Genomic DNA, 17,815 nt, shown 5'->3' on the forward strand with positions numbered 1-17,815 from the left:
AATCATTTATGGTTTTTACAGCTTACACACAACATAGGGCTAAATACCATGATGTTTAGCGCCCTTATATATGTATGGTTCTTTATTTTGGCTAAAGGCAACGGTTTTTAAATATGTTTTGTACGAAAAAACTGTGTTTTGTGAAGTGTAATTCATCGTTGGTTGGGTTGGTGCCACTAAAATAATAAAAAAAGCCCGGAAAATTATGTGGCTTCCCGTAATCCTTTCCTAAAGGGGTTTCAGAAATGAGGTAAATGTTTATAGTAATTATTTAACAGAAAACGGCAACCTTAAAGTTGCCGTAATAGTTGTTTTAAAAGGGGGATAAGGGCTATTAATTCCCATCATACCACATAACTCCAATGGTGCCATCCAGCATTTTATTGATATAACCACCATCCACGGTACTCCATCCAGTCATTGTTACATTGTTAAATTGCACTTTGATGCGGTCGGCGCCATAACCATTAGTACTGCTAGGGGTGAAGTCTATAATGATACTGTTCCCTGCTTGGTCATAAGGTGGGGCTAACGAATACGTTATCCCAAAATCACCGTTGACACTAGTGTCAAATTGTACATCCCAAAAATCTTCCATGCTTGGGCCTGAAAAAGTTGAAACACCTTCTGTAAATAGGTTGTCAAGTAATGCTGGGGGAAAAAGACTTAGTCTATGGTGGGTATGGTTAAAATATTCGTGTTCTCCTATGCTCATTCTACCAGAATTATTATTGGATACATTGCCATCATTCATGATATCCCAAGAAATCTGGGCGCCCCCAAAGGTTAAGGGATCTGCTGGCGTGTATAAAATTACAAAACCTTGTTTTACTGTTACCATAGTGGCTTCACAACCATTGGCGTCTTTCACTGTGAATTTGTATTTTCCGGGGTTGGCACCATATAACAGGTTGTCGTCCATACTTAGGTATTCCGAGGCAGTTTCATTTAAGGGTTCGTAGCTATAAGTAAAAGGTGGCGTGCCCCCTTCAGTCATAACCTTAAAGTAGCCATCAATATCAAAATTGTTTTCCATATCCTCTATATAATTAGCAGAAAGAATGGTCAGTCCACCACATCCAGTGGTTCCCTGCGTATTAGTGTCGTCGTTGTCGGTACTACAGCTGGTCAATCCCACACTTAGCATAAATAATGAGAGGCCAATGTTGTTTAAAATAGTTCTTTTCATAGAATTTTCGGTTTTTAGTGATTAGATATAATTCTTATAAATGAAATATAAAACTGTCAAATTTAATAGCTCAGTAGTTACTATAAAATACGTGGTTCTACGTATTTATGACTTTTGTATCTAAATGAGTTACGTGAAGAATAATCATAAAAAAAGCCTGCAAAATTATGAGGCTTTTTTATATGCTCCTTAAGTGTGTTTTTAAGGTTACTTGTGGGGGGTTTCTTTGGACGTGTTTGCTATGACGTGGTTCCTTGTTCTCTGTGGTCTGTAAAAAGCAATAGCTAGTATGTATACAAACAAAAACAGGGGAGCTGCAAATACAAATTGCATTCGGTAGAGTTTGAGAAATGCTACGGCAAGGATGCCAAAAGTGAAAAAGCCTATTAAATGTTTAATCCCTTTCTTTAGGTCCTTTGCGTATATGCCATCTATTAAAAGCATAAATACAGGGAGAAGGCTAATACTAAATAGGTAGAACATCAGTAAATGGGTTGGTTAGGGCCCCTAAAATAATAAAAAAAGCCCGCAAAATTATGCGGCTTCGCGTAATCTCATCCAATAAGCTATAAAGGTTTAAGTCATTGTTTCTTCTGATGTATGTAACACAGAATAAATAAGAGGTTAGTGTACAATTAATTTTTAGAAAACTCTAGTTTAGATAGGGTATAGGTAAACTACAGTCTGTTCTACAATGTCATAATAGGGCATTCTGCCATCAAGTACCGCATCCATATTTTTGATAATATGATACCTTCCTTTGATGGCGCCTAATATTTCAGCAAGGTCTTTTTTTGTGGCCGCTCTGTTTTCATTTTTGGTAAGCATACCTTTTAAAGCATCCGCAGCGAAAGTTCCAAGAGCAGCGTTAGTTACTCCCGCGACATTAACTGTTTCTTTAGTTGGGTTAGGTAGAGGAGGATTTGTATTTATAATATCTGGTAGTGTTTCTTGTTTTGTTTTTGCCTGTTTCCTTGCGTGGTATGATTTGTTACGACAGGTATCGCTACAGTATTTTTGTGCTCTTCTTCTAGTTGGGATATATTCCTCAAAACAGTATTCACAGGTGTAATATTTGGTTTCTTGTTGCATTTTGCGTCAAATAAACGTTTGTTTGACGTTAAATTTAGTGCTTTTTATTGGAATTAAAAATGTTTTGGGTTTATTCCGAATACCTGATCCAATAAAAAATTGTCTATTTCCTGATCGGTAATTTCCTTTGTGGGCTTCAAAACTGTGTGGGTAACACCATTTTCTGTATCTGCTATTATGTTGGTGTCTTTTGTGTTTGAATCTAAAAATAGGTTTTGAAATTCCTGAATTGGATCCCTTTTGATAATGGTGCTGGCATTCAGTTGGAACAACGCAACCAATTCCTTTTGGTGATCATCGAAAGCCATGAAATGAAATTGAAACAGGCTTGAAGAATCAGATCCTTCTTTTGGGAAGTAATCAAATAAATGATCATTCAGCCACTTACTGATGAAGAGGTGACCTTCAAGATGCTTTTTATATTCTTCCAAGATGTAATTTAAGGAAGTCTCATCCATTTTTATCTTCGCTTCCAAAAGGGTAACGGTATTTTCCTTTAGGGTGTTTTGTTTGTTTACAATATCTAGGCTACATAGCCCAAAGTTATACTTTGGAGTCCCTTGTTTGTCAAGCCCGATGATCTGATCGAACATTTCATCAATTATTATTGGATGTAGCTTATCCAAAATCTCTTTTGGTATTATACTCTTTGGAATGTAAAAAATATAGCTAACCCTTAAATTAAAAAGGAGCTTTTCTAAAACTTTATAGTTGTCCATAAACTGAATTGTCCAAATAATGAGAATGGTCTTCTGGGATTTCAATATTGTGGTCCCTTAGGTATTTATCCAAAGCGGTAATGGTTTGATGGCATGTTATTTCCATCAAAAGGGTCTTGGCGGCAAACTGGGAGTGTTCTTTCCTGAGTTCAGCATATATAAACGAAATAAAGGTGTGTCTAAAGCTGTACAGGGTGTAATCCTTGTGCAGTTTAAATTTGTCCTTCACCACAAATTTGTAGCGCTTGGAAAAATGGTCCCTGCGGTTGTCCTCACTGGCATCCCAAACACCTCCAAGCTCTTTTGGAGTGAATAGAAAATTATTGGGATCCATTCCTGAAAGATCTGGCAATACATCCAAGAGGATCCTAGGAAGTGGTTTAATGGTGCGTTTTCTCGTTTTTGTTTGTACTTCCACTTTCTTGTTGACCAAATCAATATCTCCAACTTTCAGTCGGTTCACTTCCAAAGGCCTGAAAATACCATAGGCAATAAATTGGATATAGAGCAATAGAATAGAGTCGGAGTTTCTTAGATAATCAAAAATATCCTTGACTTCCTCTGGTTTGTAGGTTTTATGTCTTAGGGGCTGGGTCTTAAGGTTTTTAATTTTTTCAAAAGGGTGAGAGTCAAGAAGATCATGGTCAACCATATCCTGCATGACGGCACTTAAATTGACCCTGGTGTTATTGTAGGTCTTGGAGCTGATGCTCTTTTTCCTTTCGGTCATAAAGGATTGTGCCACTTTTTTATCGATTTCGTCAACGCTTTTGAGCTTTGGGAACTTTCGTTTCATGAAGTCCAAAAACAAATTGACGGAGTAGGTGTAGCCTTGAATGGTAGAATTGGAAACACTGTTTGATTTTCTGTCCAAAGCATCCTGAAAGGCATGTTTTATGAGCATGTCTTTCGGTATCTGTTTCCTTTCCTCTGCTTGAATGTTATGGTTAGATGTGCTCTGTACATTTACATTTGCGGTAGGTTCAACGGTGTTGGTCGCAGGATTTGCCACTTGTTTTTCCTGGGACTTAATTTCTGGAGTTTGTTTAGATGGATCTTTTTTGTGTTGCAGGAATTTTTCAAGATTGTCCTCATAGGGGTTGTATCCCATTTCCAATAACCTTAGGAGCCGGCTGCTGTATTTGCTCAGAAGCGCCAGTCTGTCCCTCTTGTTTTTGTATTGGTTGACATTACCATAGATGTTTTTCATTCTGGTCAATTTCCCGTCCTTGGGGTTTCTGTACGAGAAGTATACGTACCATCTTTTGGACAGGTCACCCTTGGCATCGTATATTTTTGGGTGGGAGTAAGGTAGCTTTTTAGTCAATTTCTGTTGGAGGTTAAAGTCAAAATCGTGTTCCGGAGCGTGTTCCAAAACGTGTTCATCTCTACTCTCAAAGGTAATGAAATAGTTAAAACTAGGCATAAAAAAAGCGGTTTAGGTGAACTAAACCGCTGAAAGGTCGTGTAATACGATTTTGTAGCGAGACCGAGATTTGAACTCGGGACCTCTGGGTTATGAACTCCAAGGAAATCGTTTCAAAAACGTATTTACTGGGCTTTCAGAGCTACAATTTTATAAAATCGTATGCAAAATCGTATGCAGATATAACCTTAGGGTTAAAATAATATTTATTCGAATATAGCTAAAAGAATTTAAACATGAATACGATAAAAAAGAAAAAGATAAAATAGATATTTGATGGATTTAAAAGCTAATAATTGTGTGCTATTTTACGGGAATTATTCGCTCCAATTTAAACCACTAAAAAGTGGTTCAAAATAAGTTTTAAGAATTACTATTGGATGTTTAATTATGAATGTGAATATCTATCAAGAATCTCAAATTTAGGTTTTGTTGAAATTTTTAGACAGTGTAAAAGTTTCCTTCGATACATCAATAATATTATTTTTAAAAGAAGGATAGTTCAATGTAAAACGAATGTTATCGCTTGAATTGTAACCGAATTTTTCTGTGATAATTCCTGTGATATTTTTGTGATAAAAAATTATCACAAAAATATTTTTTGTTTTTTGAACGGTTGATTTATTCTGTAAAACCTTGTAAACTGGCTAAAAATGGCCATCAGTGTTCAATGCTTAATTGTTGCAACAGTTCAATTTTTTGTGATACAAATTTTGAGTTGTAGTGGAGTGTTTTAAGGGGTAGGTGATAAAAACATGTTTGGCAGGAGGAGGTTTTATTGTTTATTATTTGTGGTGTTGAAAGGTTTAATTTTCAAGCAAACTATTTATTGAAATGGTCAATTTGTATTCAATGTTTTATAGCTAATGTTTGTTGCTAGGGGTTAATTCTTCAAATCATTAAAATTTACTTCAAAATCTTCTGCGGTTAATATCAATAAGAAGTCGCTTCCTCGACCATTTGACCAAGGTTTAAACTCCTGGGGTGTGTTATTTTCATAGTCTCCTATGTATTTTATTTTACCACTCCTTGGGTTAAACCAATAAGCATTTAATCTATTTGAATCAATTTTAGAAAGATCAATCATTATTGGATTTCCTGTTGGAGTGTAGGCAATGATAACTTGTCTGGCTGAATCTATTGAACTTAAAATATATGATTCGTCCTCTGGATTGTTGTTTAGGATTAAACTTTGGTCCAGTTCCATTTTTTGCCAAGGAAATTTTTCAAAAACCTGTCGCATATAACCCATTTGAGAAGATCCCGGTAACTGAAGTGCAATTTTCCAATCAGTCCTTGCGCTTATTATCGGAACTTTGTTGATTTCATACATTTGCCAAATATCGTTGCAACCATAGGAGTAACCAGCAGCACCTGCAATGATGCTCCAATATGCGGAGACTCTAACGTCGGCATCGTCAAGCCAACCATAGGCCTTTTCTTCCCAAAACCTGTCAGGAATATTTTCGTATCTCGCTTCACCATTTATAATTGGTCTCTTAATGGACGATCTTTTGCCTGCTATTACATAGGAATACTCTTTAGTAGTTCTACTATGACCGCTCTGAAACATGTCAAAATCAAGCCAACTATCATTGATATAATCTGTAGCTTTTTTTGCTCCAACAGGATGAAAGCTCATCAGATGCTTTTTATCAATCTCTCGAATGCCTGTTGCCATCGCTAGAATTATCTCAGAATGGTTTTCGTTCTCCAGAGCTCTGTCTCCCCCAAGAATCCATATAAGGTTATTATTTTTGAGATACCTTTTTGCCAAAAGTCTGCCGTATGTTTTTGCATTTTCGGCATTGAATATTTCAGGTCCAGCTCCCCATTTTTTATTGAACTTATCGCCCCAAGATGGTAGTAATGCTATGTACATTCCAAGTTCATTTGCTTTTTCTATCACATAATCTACATGTGCAAAGTATGCTTCGTTTAATTTAGTAGGGTCATTATTTATTAATGGTTTTTCACCATAAGCATTTGGAGTATTTAAACCATCCAGTTCGGCAAGAATAACTGTTTGTATTATCGAAAAACCTTTATTTGATCTATCTTCCAGATAAAGGTCTATTTCTTCCCTATTAAGACGGTGTATGAGTTCCCATGCAGTTCCTCCTAACCAAAAAAAAGGTTGGTCATCTTGAGTAACGATATAATTACGATCCTCGTTAATTTTTAACAAAGGTAAGTTCTGGCCAAAATTAAATTGTGCAATTAATAAACTGATAATAAATGAAAGCGAGTATTTCATCGGAGCACTATTTTTTAGGTGTTTGACATTTTTTGTGGAACTACGGTTGTAATAATAAGTAAGTTTAAAGATAGGGAAAACTCTGCGCAAAGCGAGTTTCGTAATATTGCCATTGTTTGCTGAATATTGGTATCTGTTAGAGTTGTTATTACTTGTTTGTTGTTATTGTGACAACATTTGTAGTTAATTACATGGTTCGATTGGTGACGACAATTGTAGTCAAAAAGTGGGTTTTTAGTTTTAAATGGTTACAAACGCACCCAATTTTTGGACCGTTGCAACGGTCGAACAACAATCGTTGCAACGTTTATGCAACGATCGTTGCAATGTAAACATGTTCTTGACTATGTATTATTGGGCTGGATTTTCTCTAAATTTATAGAGCAAAACTTTATCAAAGTGTAATTCCTGTTGGACTGTATCCCTCAAGGCAATGCTTTGGTATTTGTTTTGTATTTCAATTCTAAAATGGCTTTCGGAGCATTTTTTAGGAATTGATAAAGCTTAATCTGACATCTTCCCTGAAATTTATACATCTGGGGAGATTGCTATCTTGATTTATTTTTCTGTTGATTATTGACTTCAATTGTTGTCAAATCAATGGCTCAAATCCAAAATCAACTGTTCAATCAACTGTTCAAATTCAAAATCAACAGTTCGATCAACAGTTCAAATTTCTAAATCAATGGTTCGATACTGACAACAGTTGTGGTCAGGGTTGTAGGTAATTGAAAACTGTTATTAACTGTTGGAAGAATTTTTAATAATTTACATATCTGGTCATTGTGGTTTTTATTCAAAATATGCTATTCTTTCTCCTATCGTATATTTAAAAATTTTCTTTTTTGCTTTATCCTTTATTTGCAAAGATCCATTAATCTTGAAATCTTTTAAACCAGTTACGGTTATTTCATTCGTAGTTTTATTCAGGATTATTTTGTCTGCATTTTTCAATTCGATAATATCAGATTTGAAATTTACATTACCTTGAAATTCCATTGTGTTATTTTTTGAGTCAAATTTTACTTTATCGCAACTAAAAGAAGGTTGGTTGATAGTGCTTTCTAGCTTGTTCTCTTGTGCAAATGAATCCAGTCCCATTAAAAGTCCCAAAAATAAAATCCAAAGTTTCATAATATATCTATTTAAAGGTTGTAAGTAAATATAATTAAAATAAGGTAATTTGTTCAAGGTGAGTATAATAATGTTTGTTGTTAACAAAATTTCTGGTAAATTCCAGTCATTTGCTATATTTCAAATTTGAAAATCAATTATACAAATGTACTTACTGTTGTAGACTGTTGTTACCCCAAGTTATTAGGCTTTTTTTAATCTAATTATGATATATTGGATGGTTGAAAGTATTAAGAATTGTAGCAGAAAGACAGCAATAAAGTTTATAATTGAAAAAGGTATTAAATCCATTAAGAATAATGCAGAGACTGATATAAGGCTTACAGTAAAAATATACAATATATCTTTTCCTGTTATTTTGTAATTTCTCATATTAAATATTTAGATATACAAGGCTGATAGGAGTCTTGTTTTATGAATTAGGCTCTTTAAACCTCTAAATTTTTAAGTTGCAAAGTATGTTTTTATTGACATATAATGAAATCAATCTATTGCATTTTGTTATTGAAAAATGCATGCAGAACCATCATTAATATTAAGCTTAATATGATGAAAATACGAGCTCCAAAATTATTGCGGCAATAAACAATACAGACAGTATTGTTCAGATTATTCGTTTTTTTTTCATATTTCACTTATACTTTAGGTATTTGTTTGACAACTTCTATTGTCAATTCAATAATCCGATAACGACAGAAAATGCGCTCGTTATTGCGTCATGTTTTTTGAGTATTTCAAAATTTAAATGAAATTAAAATTATTATATGCTTCATTGCTGATAAATAGGTTTTTACAGTTTTTTTAAATATTTTTGACGAAGAAATTTTTAAAATTATGAACCTTAGTAAAACCTTGTTTTTTACAGTTTTTATTTTAGTGGCAATAATCCTTTTATATAGCCTTGTTATGTTATGGGGATTCTTAATTAATGGTAATTTATTTGCCTCTGAAAACAATATAGGGCTGGTGTATTTAGTTTTAAGTTTAGTTTCTGCCGTAATTTTTTCATTACTTTTTCTGAAAGGTCTCAAGGAAGAATTTTAATAATTCGGTTACATTACCTCTAAAGTCATATGGAATATTTTTATTTCCAGACAGGTCAGAATATCAAGATTGGAACAAAAAAGCAGTTGAATTGAATGCGAAAGGTTTTAAAATAGTTTGCAGTCTATTTTTAGAAACTCGTGGAGTAGAGGAAGGAGATGATTTGGTGGATTTGCTTAAAATTGAAAAAGCGGCCTCCTAGAGTTGATTTTTGACTACTATTGTTGTCAATTCAATGGTTCAATTCAAAAATCAATAGTTCAATCAATGGTTCGATTGGTTTGCAGGATAATATTGTTAATATTAGAATTATGTTTAGAGTATTTTCTTTTTTTTAGTACCAGCATAGTATCCCTGATATCCATAAGATTTTGCACTCTTTGAGCCAGCTCCTCCTAAAATCTAATTTTGTTATAGCTACAGCTTAAGCTTTAAAAATCATTACAAAATTAATTTCATAAAATGGTTAAAAATAATAGGGAGAAACACAATAGCCATAGTCAAAAAGTAAATAGTTAAAAAGAATACATTTGTCTTTTTATATTGCTTAAATAGTTCCTTATTTCCCTTAATTACATATCCTATTTCAATAATTGATAAGGTTATTAGTATCCATATGTAAAAATAGACCAATAAATAAAAAGAAACATATATTGCTCCATTAAGCATAAAGAAAAGATAAATCAATAGACATAATATGTTAATCAGCCTGATTATATAAAATAACATAGGATAATCAGGTGCTTTTTTAGGCATAATATTTAAATTTATAAAGGTAAATAACCATTATTAATGAGGATAGTATTCACAGTATTTGTGAAATTCACATCAATAAAATTTTGTGCTCTTTGAGCCAAATCTGTCCTGAAATCTAGCTTTGTTATAGGCACATTAGGTCTATCACTATGCTCATTAAGTATAGATTGTATTTCTGTATCTGTATAAAAATTTGGTATAATAGCCACAACTTCTGCTCTAAACGGCTCGTAATTTATACTGTCCTTAATATTCTGCCATAGGCTTGAAGGCACTTCTGTCCTATCTAATGCTATTCTATCTAAATACTTGTTTAGCATCTTTGGGAAATTAGTCTTAATCTCCAATCTATCATAATATTGTTCTGCTAAAGAGGGTGTTTGAATTAAGGAATTTGTACTTTCTGTTTTTTCAATGCTTTCAGTCGAATTTAATAAAGGACTAAAAGTTATAATTATTATTAAAATTAAATGTTTCATTTTTATTCTTTTTTATTGGTTATTTTTAATCTTGGCAATCATCTTCATCATAAGGATGTCTTGCCCCATAAGTTTTGGTTTCATCGAATTCTTCAACAATACCTCCTTGATTTTGTATAAGACTTGTTGTATTTTCCATTAGATTTTTCCACGTTTTATCAGCAGCTTGGGTGAAAAGGATTTCATCATCACCACTCAGTCCATTAAAAGCAAAATCTAAAATACCACCTAATCTATCTGCCGCACGTACATAGAATGAATAGCCACCACTACCATTAGGTTCTAATCCAAATTGCCTTAGACCAGCTACAAAATGTCCTTGATGGTCATAACTTGTTACGGTAGCAAAAATCCAATACATTTCATCTTCATTATATTCAACGCAATAAACGGTAGATGTGTCAAATATGGTCTCAAAATCCATTGCAGCGCCTACAGGATTGTCTGAATTCCATGTAATTCCGTCTTGATCTGAATATGGTTCTAAAGTTACATCCGTAAAATAGGGTAAGTCTCCGCCTACAACTAAATTTGTAAAATTCATTCTAATTTCATTAAAAAGTTGAAAAGGTGTGTACCCATTTGGTAATTCATCAATCTTTATAGAAAACCTATCTTGGTTTACGTCGCCCCACCCATCATCAATAGTCTCTAATATAAATGAATCAACTAGTTCAGATGATTGAACCATTGTGTTTGGCTGTTGTCTTGATTCAAGCATATTTACAACTTCTGTCGCTACCTCATAGTTTCTAAGGTCTTTATTTGCACAAGGGTCTTCAAGGTCTATTTGGCATTGGCAATCTTCGTCCAAAATTTCCCCAGGTCTGCAGGTGAAATTTGGTAAACAGTCATCTTCAGTTTCTAGTTTTACCAAGGGAATAGTAATTTCTCCAACACAGTCCCCATTTTCATTAAGTTGTAGGCAATCAACAGGTTCCTTAGTGTCATCATCAGGGGGGCTTTGATTGGAGCCTCCATCACTATTACCTGAGCCATCTCCTCCTCCTCCTCCTGGAAAAAGGTCATTGGGATTCCAATTTACTTCCCCTGTGCCAGAAGAACTTCCATCATCAGGAGAGGTTCCTCCTCCTCCTCCTCCTTCTGAGGAATCGGTGTCATCAATATCATCTTTTTTTTCTTCAGGACATTCTCGCTGTACGGTTGTCCAATATACATACCCATTTTCTACCCAAATATGATCAATAAAATAACAATTTCCATCTGCGTCTATACGTATTGGACCACCTTGTGAAGTTGATTCAACAGAGTATATGGAAGTTTTATTTGGAAGATCAATAGGAGTATTGCCCTCAATAATATCAAATTTTTCCAGTTCAGATAAATCATAACTCATAATTGAAGCAGAGTAGCTCCCATCTCTTTGCTTACTAAGCAGAAGGTTCTCAACTCCTTCTTCCTTTGATTCTCTAAAAATGAAAAAAGTATATGATTCATATTCACCATATGTAATTCGTTTTACAATTTCATTGTCGATTGTGAAATTATAATCCTCCATATAAATTTCTCTTGATTGAGAGTGTGAATATTGGTTATTATCTCTCTTGAAAGATAATAGCGTTTCATAAAGATTATCATTTTGCGATAGGTCAGGGTTGTACAGAGTCTCTATTTTGAGCTCCGGAAATTGAATGTTTTCATTTGAAGTATTGTCCTCTTTTTCACAGCTAATTTGGGTGTAGAATGCTAGAAAGATAAGAATACCTAAATACCTTTTGTGTTGATTGGTTTTCATTTACAAAATGTTTTATTTAATTACTGTTCATTTTATATGTTTTGTAGGTGAAAGTGTTTTTCTTTAAGTTTTTGTTTACATTTTATTCGATTTCAATATAATAAAAAAAAATAGAATTGGATTTGGGTAAGTTTTTTTGTGGAATATCCATTCTGTATGTAAAAACTATGTTTTTATCCTGTAGTACATCGTTGGTTAGGTTGGTGCCTCTAAAATAGAGGAAAAAGTAGAATTGTGTGGTTTTTCGTAATTATTATTAATGTGTTAATGCTTTGGCTTTTAGTTAGGAATAAAAGTGGATTAAATGACGTTGGCTACTTTTAAGTTTGTCTTACAGTATGTAATACCAGATGAATACATTTTGTAAGACGTATTGTATTACATAGGTCTCAAGACCAAATAATACTACTATACCTATAAAACAACTGGCAACTGGAAACTCAAAAAAAGCGAATATATACTTGTACAGTGTTGATTTTCTATTGTTTAAGGAGGTGTTTGAGAAACAATTGAGTTTCTAGTTTCCAGTTGCTTTTAGTTTTTTGGCCATTTCTTAGGGATGGTGATTTTGTTTAAGCAGGTAATTTCAGCAACAGTCATTTGTCAGGCATTATTTATGTGCTTCTTGTGTTATTATTCTAGTAGTTGGTTAGGTTTATTTTTTAATCGTTTGGTTTTTAGTTATTTTTGTAACGGTTGGTTAATGGAAGTATCTAAGACTTCCTCATTAAGAGAGCTCCTGTAAAGAGCTCTTTTTTTTGTCTTACTTTGTTAAATCCGCTTTTCTTCTATAAAAAAAAGGGGTCAACTAGAAAAAGCTGAACCCTTTATTTATAGCTTCCCACTTTTCTGAATAGTTTCCACGCTGTTTTTATCTTCCGTGATATTTCATGTCTGGTAAATGTTCATCATTCTTTAAATATCTGTCAAACCAATTTAGAACTTGCTCGTTAACTTCCTCTTTATGTTCTGAAATTCCATGGTCGCTACCTTCAAACATTATAAGTCTGTATGGTATTCTATTTTTTTCAAATTCCAATGCGAGGTTTAGGCTTTGTTGTGGTTTTACTCTCCAATCGGAATTTCCGTGTAGCATCAGTATTGGAACATTTTTCGGAAAATTATCAGCCCATTTTATTGCAGATCTTTTATTTAATTCAGTTTCCTTGTTTTTTGTATAATTGGGTACTAACTCTGAAAATACATAGGTTTCCATTTCAGGCCTGTCTTTAATGTTGCTAAAACAGTCGGAAATCGCACCTCCAACAACAACAGCTTTTATCTCATTCATTTTCGTTAAAGCAATATAAGTCATCATGCCTCCACGACTCCAACCGTACATTCCAATCTTACTAGTATCCGCTCCTTCAATTTCTTTTAACACGGTTGGAAGAATCGTTACATCGTTTATGTCATTACCACCAAATTCTTCTTTTCCTTCGCTACCGCCATTTCCTCGATATTGACTAGCAATTACGACATAACCTTCTTTTGCAATTTCGCCAAGTGTAATTGCTCCATGAGCAATTTTAAGGGAGCCAAAGTCTCTATTTCCACCTCGATTGTAAATGATGCAGGGATACTTTCCTTTTCTCTTTGGTTTAACTAAAAGGCCTTTGATTTTTAAACCATCACTTAAATAAGTGATTGAGTAAATGTCAATACTATCTAAATATTTGAATTTTTCCTTCCATTCTATTTTCCCGTTTTTTTCTTCAGTCAGTCTTGTGTAAATTGGAGTTTCTGATAAATCGGATATTAAGCTTTGATTAAGAACAAGTTTTATTTCTTGAGCCTTACAGCTTATAAATGTTAATAGAAAGACTAATATTTTTATATATTTCATAGATTTACCCAAATGGTGTGCGATAACTTCAAAGATATAGGATTTTTAGCCCTACAAGTCTTCAGCCATCTCTACAATTTCTCTAAACTCTGATTTAAAGTTGTGCTCATCACTTAGATTAACGTTGTCAATCCAGTTAAGTACGTTTAAATAGCTGCTATCTCCTTTGTATTCGGAATCTGTGATAAGCATTGAAAATGATGCTACTCCCGCCGTAAATTTCATAAAGTCGCTAGCTTCACTAAATGAGTTTCCGTCGTCATAGATCTCCAAGTCGAAAGGAATACTGCTATCGGAATCAGGAAGCTTATACCTAAAGTCTATTGTAAATGTCGGGACGTTTTTGTAGTTGGGATTGTTTATTGGAACTATCTCATATAAAGCCGTGATATTTTGGTTTGAGCCTATTTCTCCTGCATCCTCAGTGTCATCTTCGAAGTCTTCTTGATTTAATAATCTGTTTTCGTAACCAATCAAACGATATGCCTCAACATTTGCACTATTAAACTCTACTTGAACTTTAACATCTTTTGCTACGGTATAGAATTTACTGTAATCATAAATAAATACTTTTCTCAATTGTTCAAGGTTATCAATGTACTCATATGTACCATTACCATTGTTGGCAATTTGCTCTAAAGAAGCATCGTTTAGATTCCCTCGTCCAACACCAAGTACGGTTAAAAAGATGCCAAAATCTCTTTTCTCTTCGATAAGTGTAATTAGCTCCTCTTGACTAGATGGGCCTACATTGAAATCTCCGTCTGTTCCAATGATAATTCTGTTATTACCTCCTTCAACAAAATTCTGTTGGGCTATTTCGTATGCAGTAACAATTCCTTCTGCTCCTGCTGTACTTCCGCCAGAGCCCAAAGCATCTATCGCATTTTTTATTTCAGTTTTATTGTCTCCCGATGTTGACTCCAAAACAACTCCCGCTGACCCAGCATAAGTTACTATTGCAACTTTATCCGCAGATGTCAATTCATCCACAAAATATTTAAAACCATTTTTTAATAGCTCCAGTTTGTCTTCACTACCCATGGATCCCGATACATCAATGAGAAATACAAAATTTGAAGGAGGTAGCTCGTTTTGTGGAATTGGTTTTCCTTTCATGCCAATTCTAATCAGTTTATTTGAAGTATTCCAAGGGCATTGGCTTACTTCTCCATTTAAAGCAATAGGATGAGTGGGGTCGAAGTACTCATAATCAAGGTTGAAATAATTAATCAGTTCTTCTGTTCTTACTGCTCCGTTTGGAGGAAGTTGATCATCCTGTTGAATGAACCTACGGACATTCGCATAGGAAGCGCCATCTGCATCAACTGAAAACGTGGAAATAGGCTGTTCTGATACTTGTATAAAGGGATTTTCTCCCACTTCATTGTAAGTGTCGCCTGGTAATGCTACTTCTGAATCTCCATAAAATCCAGATAGTCCCAAATCACCATCCATTTCACAACTGGTAACCATTCCAATTGTTAACAATCCTAAAATTAAACGAGTTACTTTCATTTTGATTTTTTTTAACCCAATAGGCTTTTATTACGCTTCATTGGGGGGTGGTTAATAATTGCTAAGAGAATTAGGATACATGCTTGCTTCGTATTTTAAAAAGTTTAGAAGTGCCTGTATGAGCAAAAAACTAAGCCTTAATAGTTTATTTTAGTGTAAGCTTTTTCTACTAGATGTAAAAATTATCTAATGGTTGCGTCAAGATGAATGTTAAATCGCTAGTGACATTAATTAATACATTGTAGGGATCCATTGTTCCCTTTGTTTTTGAATTCTGGTTTATAACTCTACTGAATCTAATCCCATTATTGCTTCGTTAAAAAAAATATATACACTAATTTTCTATTCTAGATCTTTAACAGAAACCATTTTTTCTTCCATTTTATTTTTCCCCTTATAAAAGAAACTCACTTTTAATGAATCGCCAATTCTTGTCCAAGTTCCTGTGTAAGTTTTTTTACGTATAAAGGTCTCCGAATATTGACATATATTTTTGTCAAGAAATAACCATTCTAAGTCAAAAAATTTCATGTTTCGCTTTTTGTAGTAGATTGTATCCAATTCTCTTATTTCAGATTTAGATAGATTTAAGTTGAGCATTCTTGAACATGAGCTGTGTATGACTAATATCACTAAAATAAATAGCGTTTTATTTTTTAACGTCATTCTGTTAAATGTTTTACAGCTGTTTGTGTATAGTTTCGTTGCGTGAAAATCCGCAGGATTTTCGGGTTAAGAAACTAAGTTAGCAAATTTGTGAATATTTTCTATGAGGAAAATCGGAAGCTTAGAAATATACATTGTATTGAAAGCTTTTTTATTTGAAGTATTCGTCAATTTCAGATTTATTATAAGCCAAAATCCATTTATTTAATATTTCATATATCGGCCTTAATTTTTCCTTATCATTACTCCAAACATCACAGCCTCTATCATCATAAATTCTAAATCCTACTTTATTCGATATAGAATAATAGTAAATGTCTTGTGGAATTGCTGGGGCAAATCCCATTTCAAGGTTTACTCTTCCACGAATAATTTTGTTTATAGTTTCTTCATCAATTTTTAGTTTTCCAATCAACAAATCACAATAAAGTTCATCTTCTGCAATATGTTCATTACGATTACCTAATTCATCAAGTTTATAATATGTTAGTCCAAAAGGACCTTTGAATTTGGTTAACTTATCAAGAGGAAGTAATTCTGATAAATATGCTTTATTTCTTTTTTCTATATCGAAAAGCTCGGTCTCATATTCTTCTATTACAACAATCAATTCATCATTTCCAATAGCTTGCTTCCAAATTTCAGTAGCCCGATATACAGCTTGGTTTACTCTTTCAATAGTTCCATTTTCAAGGATTTCTCCACCTAATTCAAATCTAAGATTAAACTTTCCGTGAATAGAAATTATGTTCAATTCAGGATGATTCGAGTTTAAATATTTTTCTATGGCTTTATCCACTATGATGGTTTGCAAAAAGGTTTGTGCAACGCTACCGTTGCGTCTTAGTTGTGATTAAAGATAATTAAAGAAATTTGTTGCTAAACATCTGAAATATTTACCATAGGAAAATCCAAAGCAATGAATTTTACACAATGTTACCAATAGACTTTAATTATTTTATTTCAGTAGTATTTAGCAATGTAGCAGGAGTTAAGAGAATGGTTTTATGCGGGGTTTTAAATAGGTCGACAGCAAAATCATATTTTATCATCAGGTTTATATTTCGAAAATCAACGGATTTTTCTGAAGTATAAAAATCCACAGTCTTGGCATAGTAGTTATTTTGGTTTGATAATTGAAGCTTTAATTTGGATCTAAGCTTGTTATCAGGCTGAAATTGGATGTTATTTTCATTTAAATAGTATAAGACTTCGATGCTAACAAATAAGGAGGTGTTTTTCTTGAATAAAATTTTTTCTTTATGCTCAACTTCAATTCTATTTTTTTGCATTGGGTTTAGGTAGAGGGTGTCGGAGGAATAAATCTCATTATTAAATTTGAGAGTTTGTAGATTATTTGTTGGAAAACTTTCTTCTACTTCAAAAAAGTGAATTTTGTAGGCTGTCTTATGTTTTATTTTGTCTACATAAAAGACCGTGTTTTCTATATTTAAATTTGTATCATAGTTTTTAAATATTACTCCAAAATTTATTTCAGGCAACAAGTATCTACTAGCTGAATTAACAATCCTATTGGATTCTCCTAAAATTAAATTGTTGCTTTTATTTGAATAAACCACAACGTCATCTAACTGTATGTATTCTTTTGTTAAAAAAACGGCCCCACTTAAATTTGTCGTTTTAATTGTGTGTAATTTATAGTCTGTTTTAATAAACTCTGCCCTATCGTATTTAATGTCACTGGGAATAATTGTTGCTTTGTTTTTTTCTGTTGAATTTGTGTAAACAATTTTGTTGCCATCAAAAAGGTTAAAGGTGACAGCATCTATTAAATCATAGGTATCGATGTCCACAACTGCAAACTTTTGGCTAAAAAGATTTAAGGAATAAAATAAAACTATATAAAGGATTGTGTTTTTCATTATCTATTTAAACGGTTGGATTTAGTTAATTTCTATTTTTCACCCTTTTT

Annotated in this window: 14 protein-coding genes; all 14 read right to left on the reverse strand. The window is 33.3% G+C overall.

Annotated elements, in window-relative coordinates; translation table 11 throughout:
- Window positions 1–334: 334 nt before the first annotated feature.
- The 14 genes from AC6I5C_RS17110 to AC6I5C_RS17175 all read right to left on the reverse strand — a co-directional run bounded on the left by AC6I5C_RS17110 (window position 335) and on the right by AC6I5C_RS17175 (window position 17,765).
- A complete protein-coding gene (locus AC6I5C_RS17110) occupies window positions 335–1,189 on the reverse strand; it encodes a hypothetical protein (RefSeq protein ID WP_497906219.1) in 855 nt (284 codons plus the stop codon).
- A 657-nt stretch (window positions 1,190–1,846) separates the two neighbouring features.
- Complete coding sequence (locus AC6I5C_RS17115; RefSeq protein WP_497906220.1) at window positions 1,847–2,281, reverse strand: hypothetical protein; 435 nt, start codon at window positions 2,279–2,281, stop codon at window positions 1,847–1,849.
- Between the two features lie 53 nt (window positions 2,282–2,334).
- Window positions 2,335–2,907, reverse strand: a complete 573-nt coding sequence (locus AC6I5C_RS17120) for a hypothetical protein (protein WP_497906221.1) — start codon at window positions 2,905–2,907, stop codon at window positions 2,335–2,337.
- A 79-nt stretch (window positions 2,908–2,986) separates the two neighbouring features.
- A complete protein-coding gene (locus tag AC6I5C_RS17125) occupies window positions 2,987–4,426 on the reverse strand; it encodes a tyrosine-type recombinase/integrase (protein WP_497906222.1) in 1,440 nt (479 codons plus the stop codon).
- Between the two features lie 883 nt (window positions 4,427–5,309).
- A complete protein-coding gene (locus AC6I5C_RS17130) occupies window positions 5,310–6,683 on the reverse strand; it encodes a glycoside hydrolase family 140 protein (protein ID WP_497906223.1) in 1,374 nt (457 codons plus the stop codon).
- A 792-nt stretch (window positions 6,684–7,475) separates the two neighbouring features.
- Entirely contained in the window at window positions 7,476–7,817 is a 342-nt protein-coding gene (locus AC6I5C_RS17135) for a hypothetical protein (RefSeq protein WP_497906224.1), read from the reverse strand.
- Window positions 7,818–8,551: 734 nt separating this feature from the next.
- Window positions 8,552–8,848 (reverse strand): hypothetical protein, encoded by a 297-nt coding sequence (locus AC6I5C_RS17140; protein ID WP_497906225.1) that lies wholly within the window; start codon window positions 8,846–8,848, stop codon window positions 8,552–8,554.
- Between the two features lie 780 nt (window positions 8,849–9,628).
- Complete coding sequence (locus AC6I5C_RS17145) at window positions 9,629–10,096, reverse strand: hypothetical protein (RefSeq protein ID WP_497906226.1); 468 nt, start codon at window positions 10,094–10,096, stop codon at window positions 9,629–9,631.
- Window positions 10,097–10,121: 25 nt separating this feature from the next.
- Complete coding sequence (locus tag AC6I5C_RS17150; protein WP_497906227.1) at window positions 10,122–11,852, reverse strand: hypothetical protein; 1,731 nt, start codon at window positions 11,850–11,852, stop codon at window positions 10,122–10,124.
- 871 nt (window positions 11,853–12,723) lie between these two features.
- The gene (locus AC6I5C_RS17155) at window positions 12,724–13,698 is read right to left on the reverse strand and encodes an alpha/beta hydrolase family protein (RefSeq protein ID WP_497906228.1); all 975 of its coding nucleotides are present in this window, start codon (window positions 13,696–13,698) and stop codon (window positions 12,724–12,726) included.
- A gap of 51 nt (window positions 13,699–13,749) precedes the next feature.
- Window positions 13,750–15,216, reverse strand: a complete 1,467-nt coding sequence (locus tag AC6I5C_RS17160) for a vWA domain-containing protein (RefSeq protein ID WP_497906229.1) — start codon at window positions 15,214–15,216, stop codon at window positions 13,750–13,752.
- 342 nt (window positions 15,217–15,558) lie between these two features.
- Complete coding sequence (locus AC6I5C_RS17165) at window positions 15,559–15,747, reverse strand: hypothetical protein (RefSeq protein ID WP_497906230.1); 189 nt, start codon at window positions 15,745–15,747, stop codon at window positions 15,559–15,561.
- A gap of 286 nt (window positions 15,748–16,033) precedes the next feature.
- A complete protein-coding gene (locus AC6I5C_RS17170; RefSeq protein ID WP_497906231.1) occupies window positions 16,034–16,681 on the reverse strand; it encodes a DUF3885 domain-containing protein in 648 nt (215 codons plus the stop codon).
- Between the two features lie 154 nt (window positions 16,682–16,835).
- On the reverse strand, window positions 16,836–17,765 hold the full coding sequence (locus AC6I5C_RS17175; RefSeq protein WP_497906232.1) for a hypothetical protein: 930 nt from the start codon (window positions 17,763–17,765) through the stop codon (window positions 16,836–16,838).
- Between the last annotated feature and the right edge of the window lie 50 nt (window positions 17,766–17,815).

The sequence above is a fragment of the Mangrovimonas sp. sgz306409 genome, from assembly GCF_059735265.1.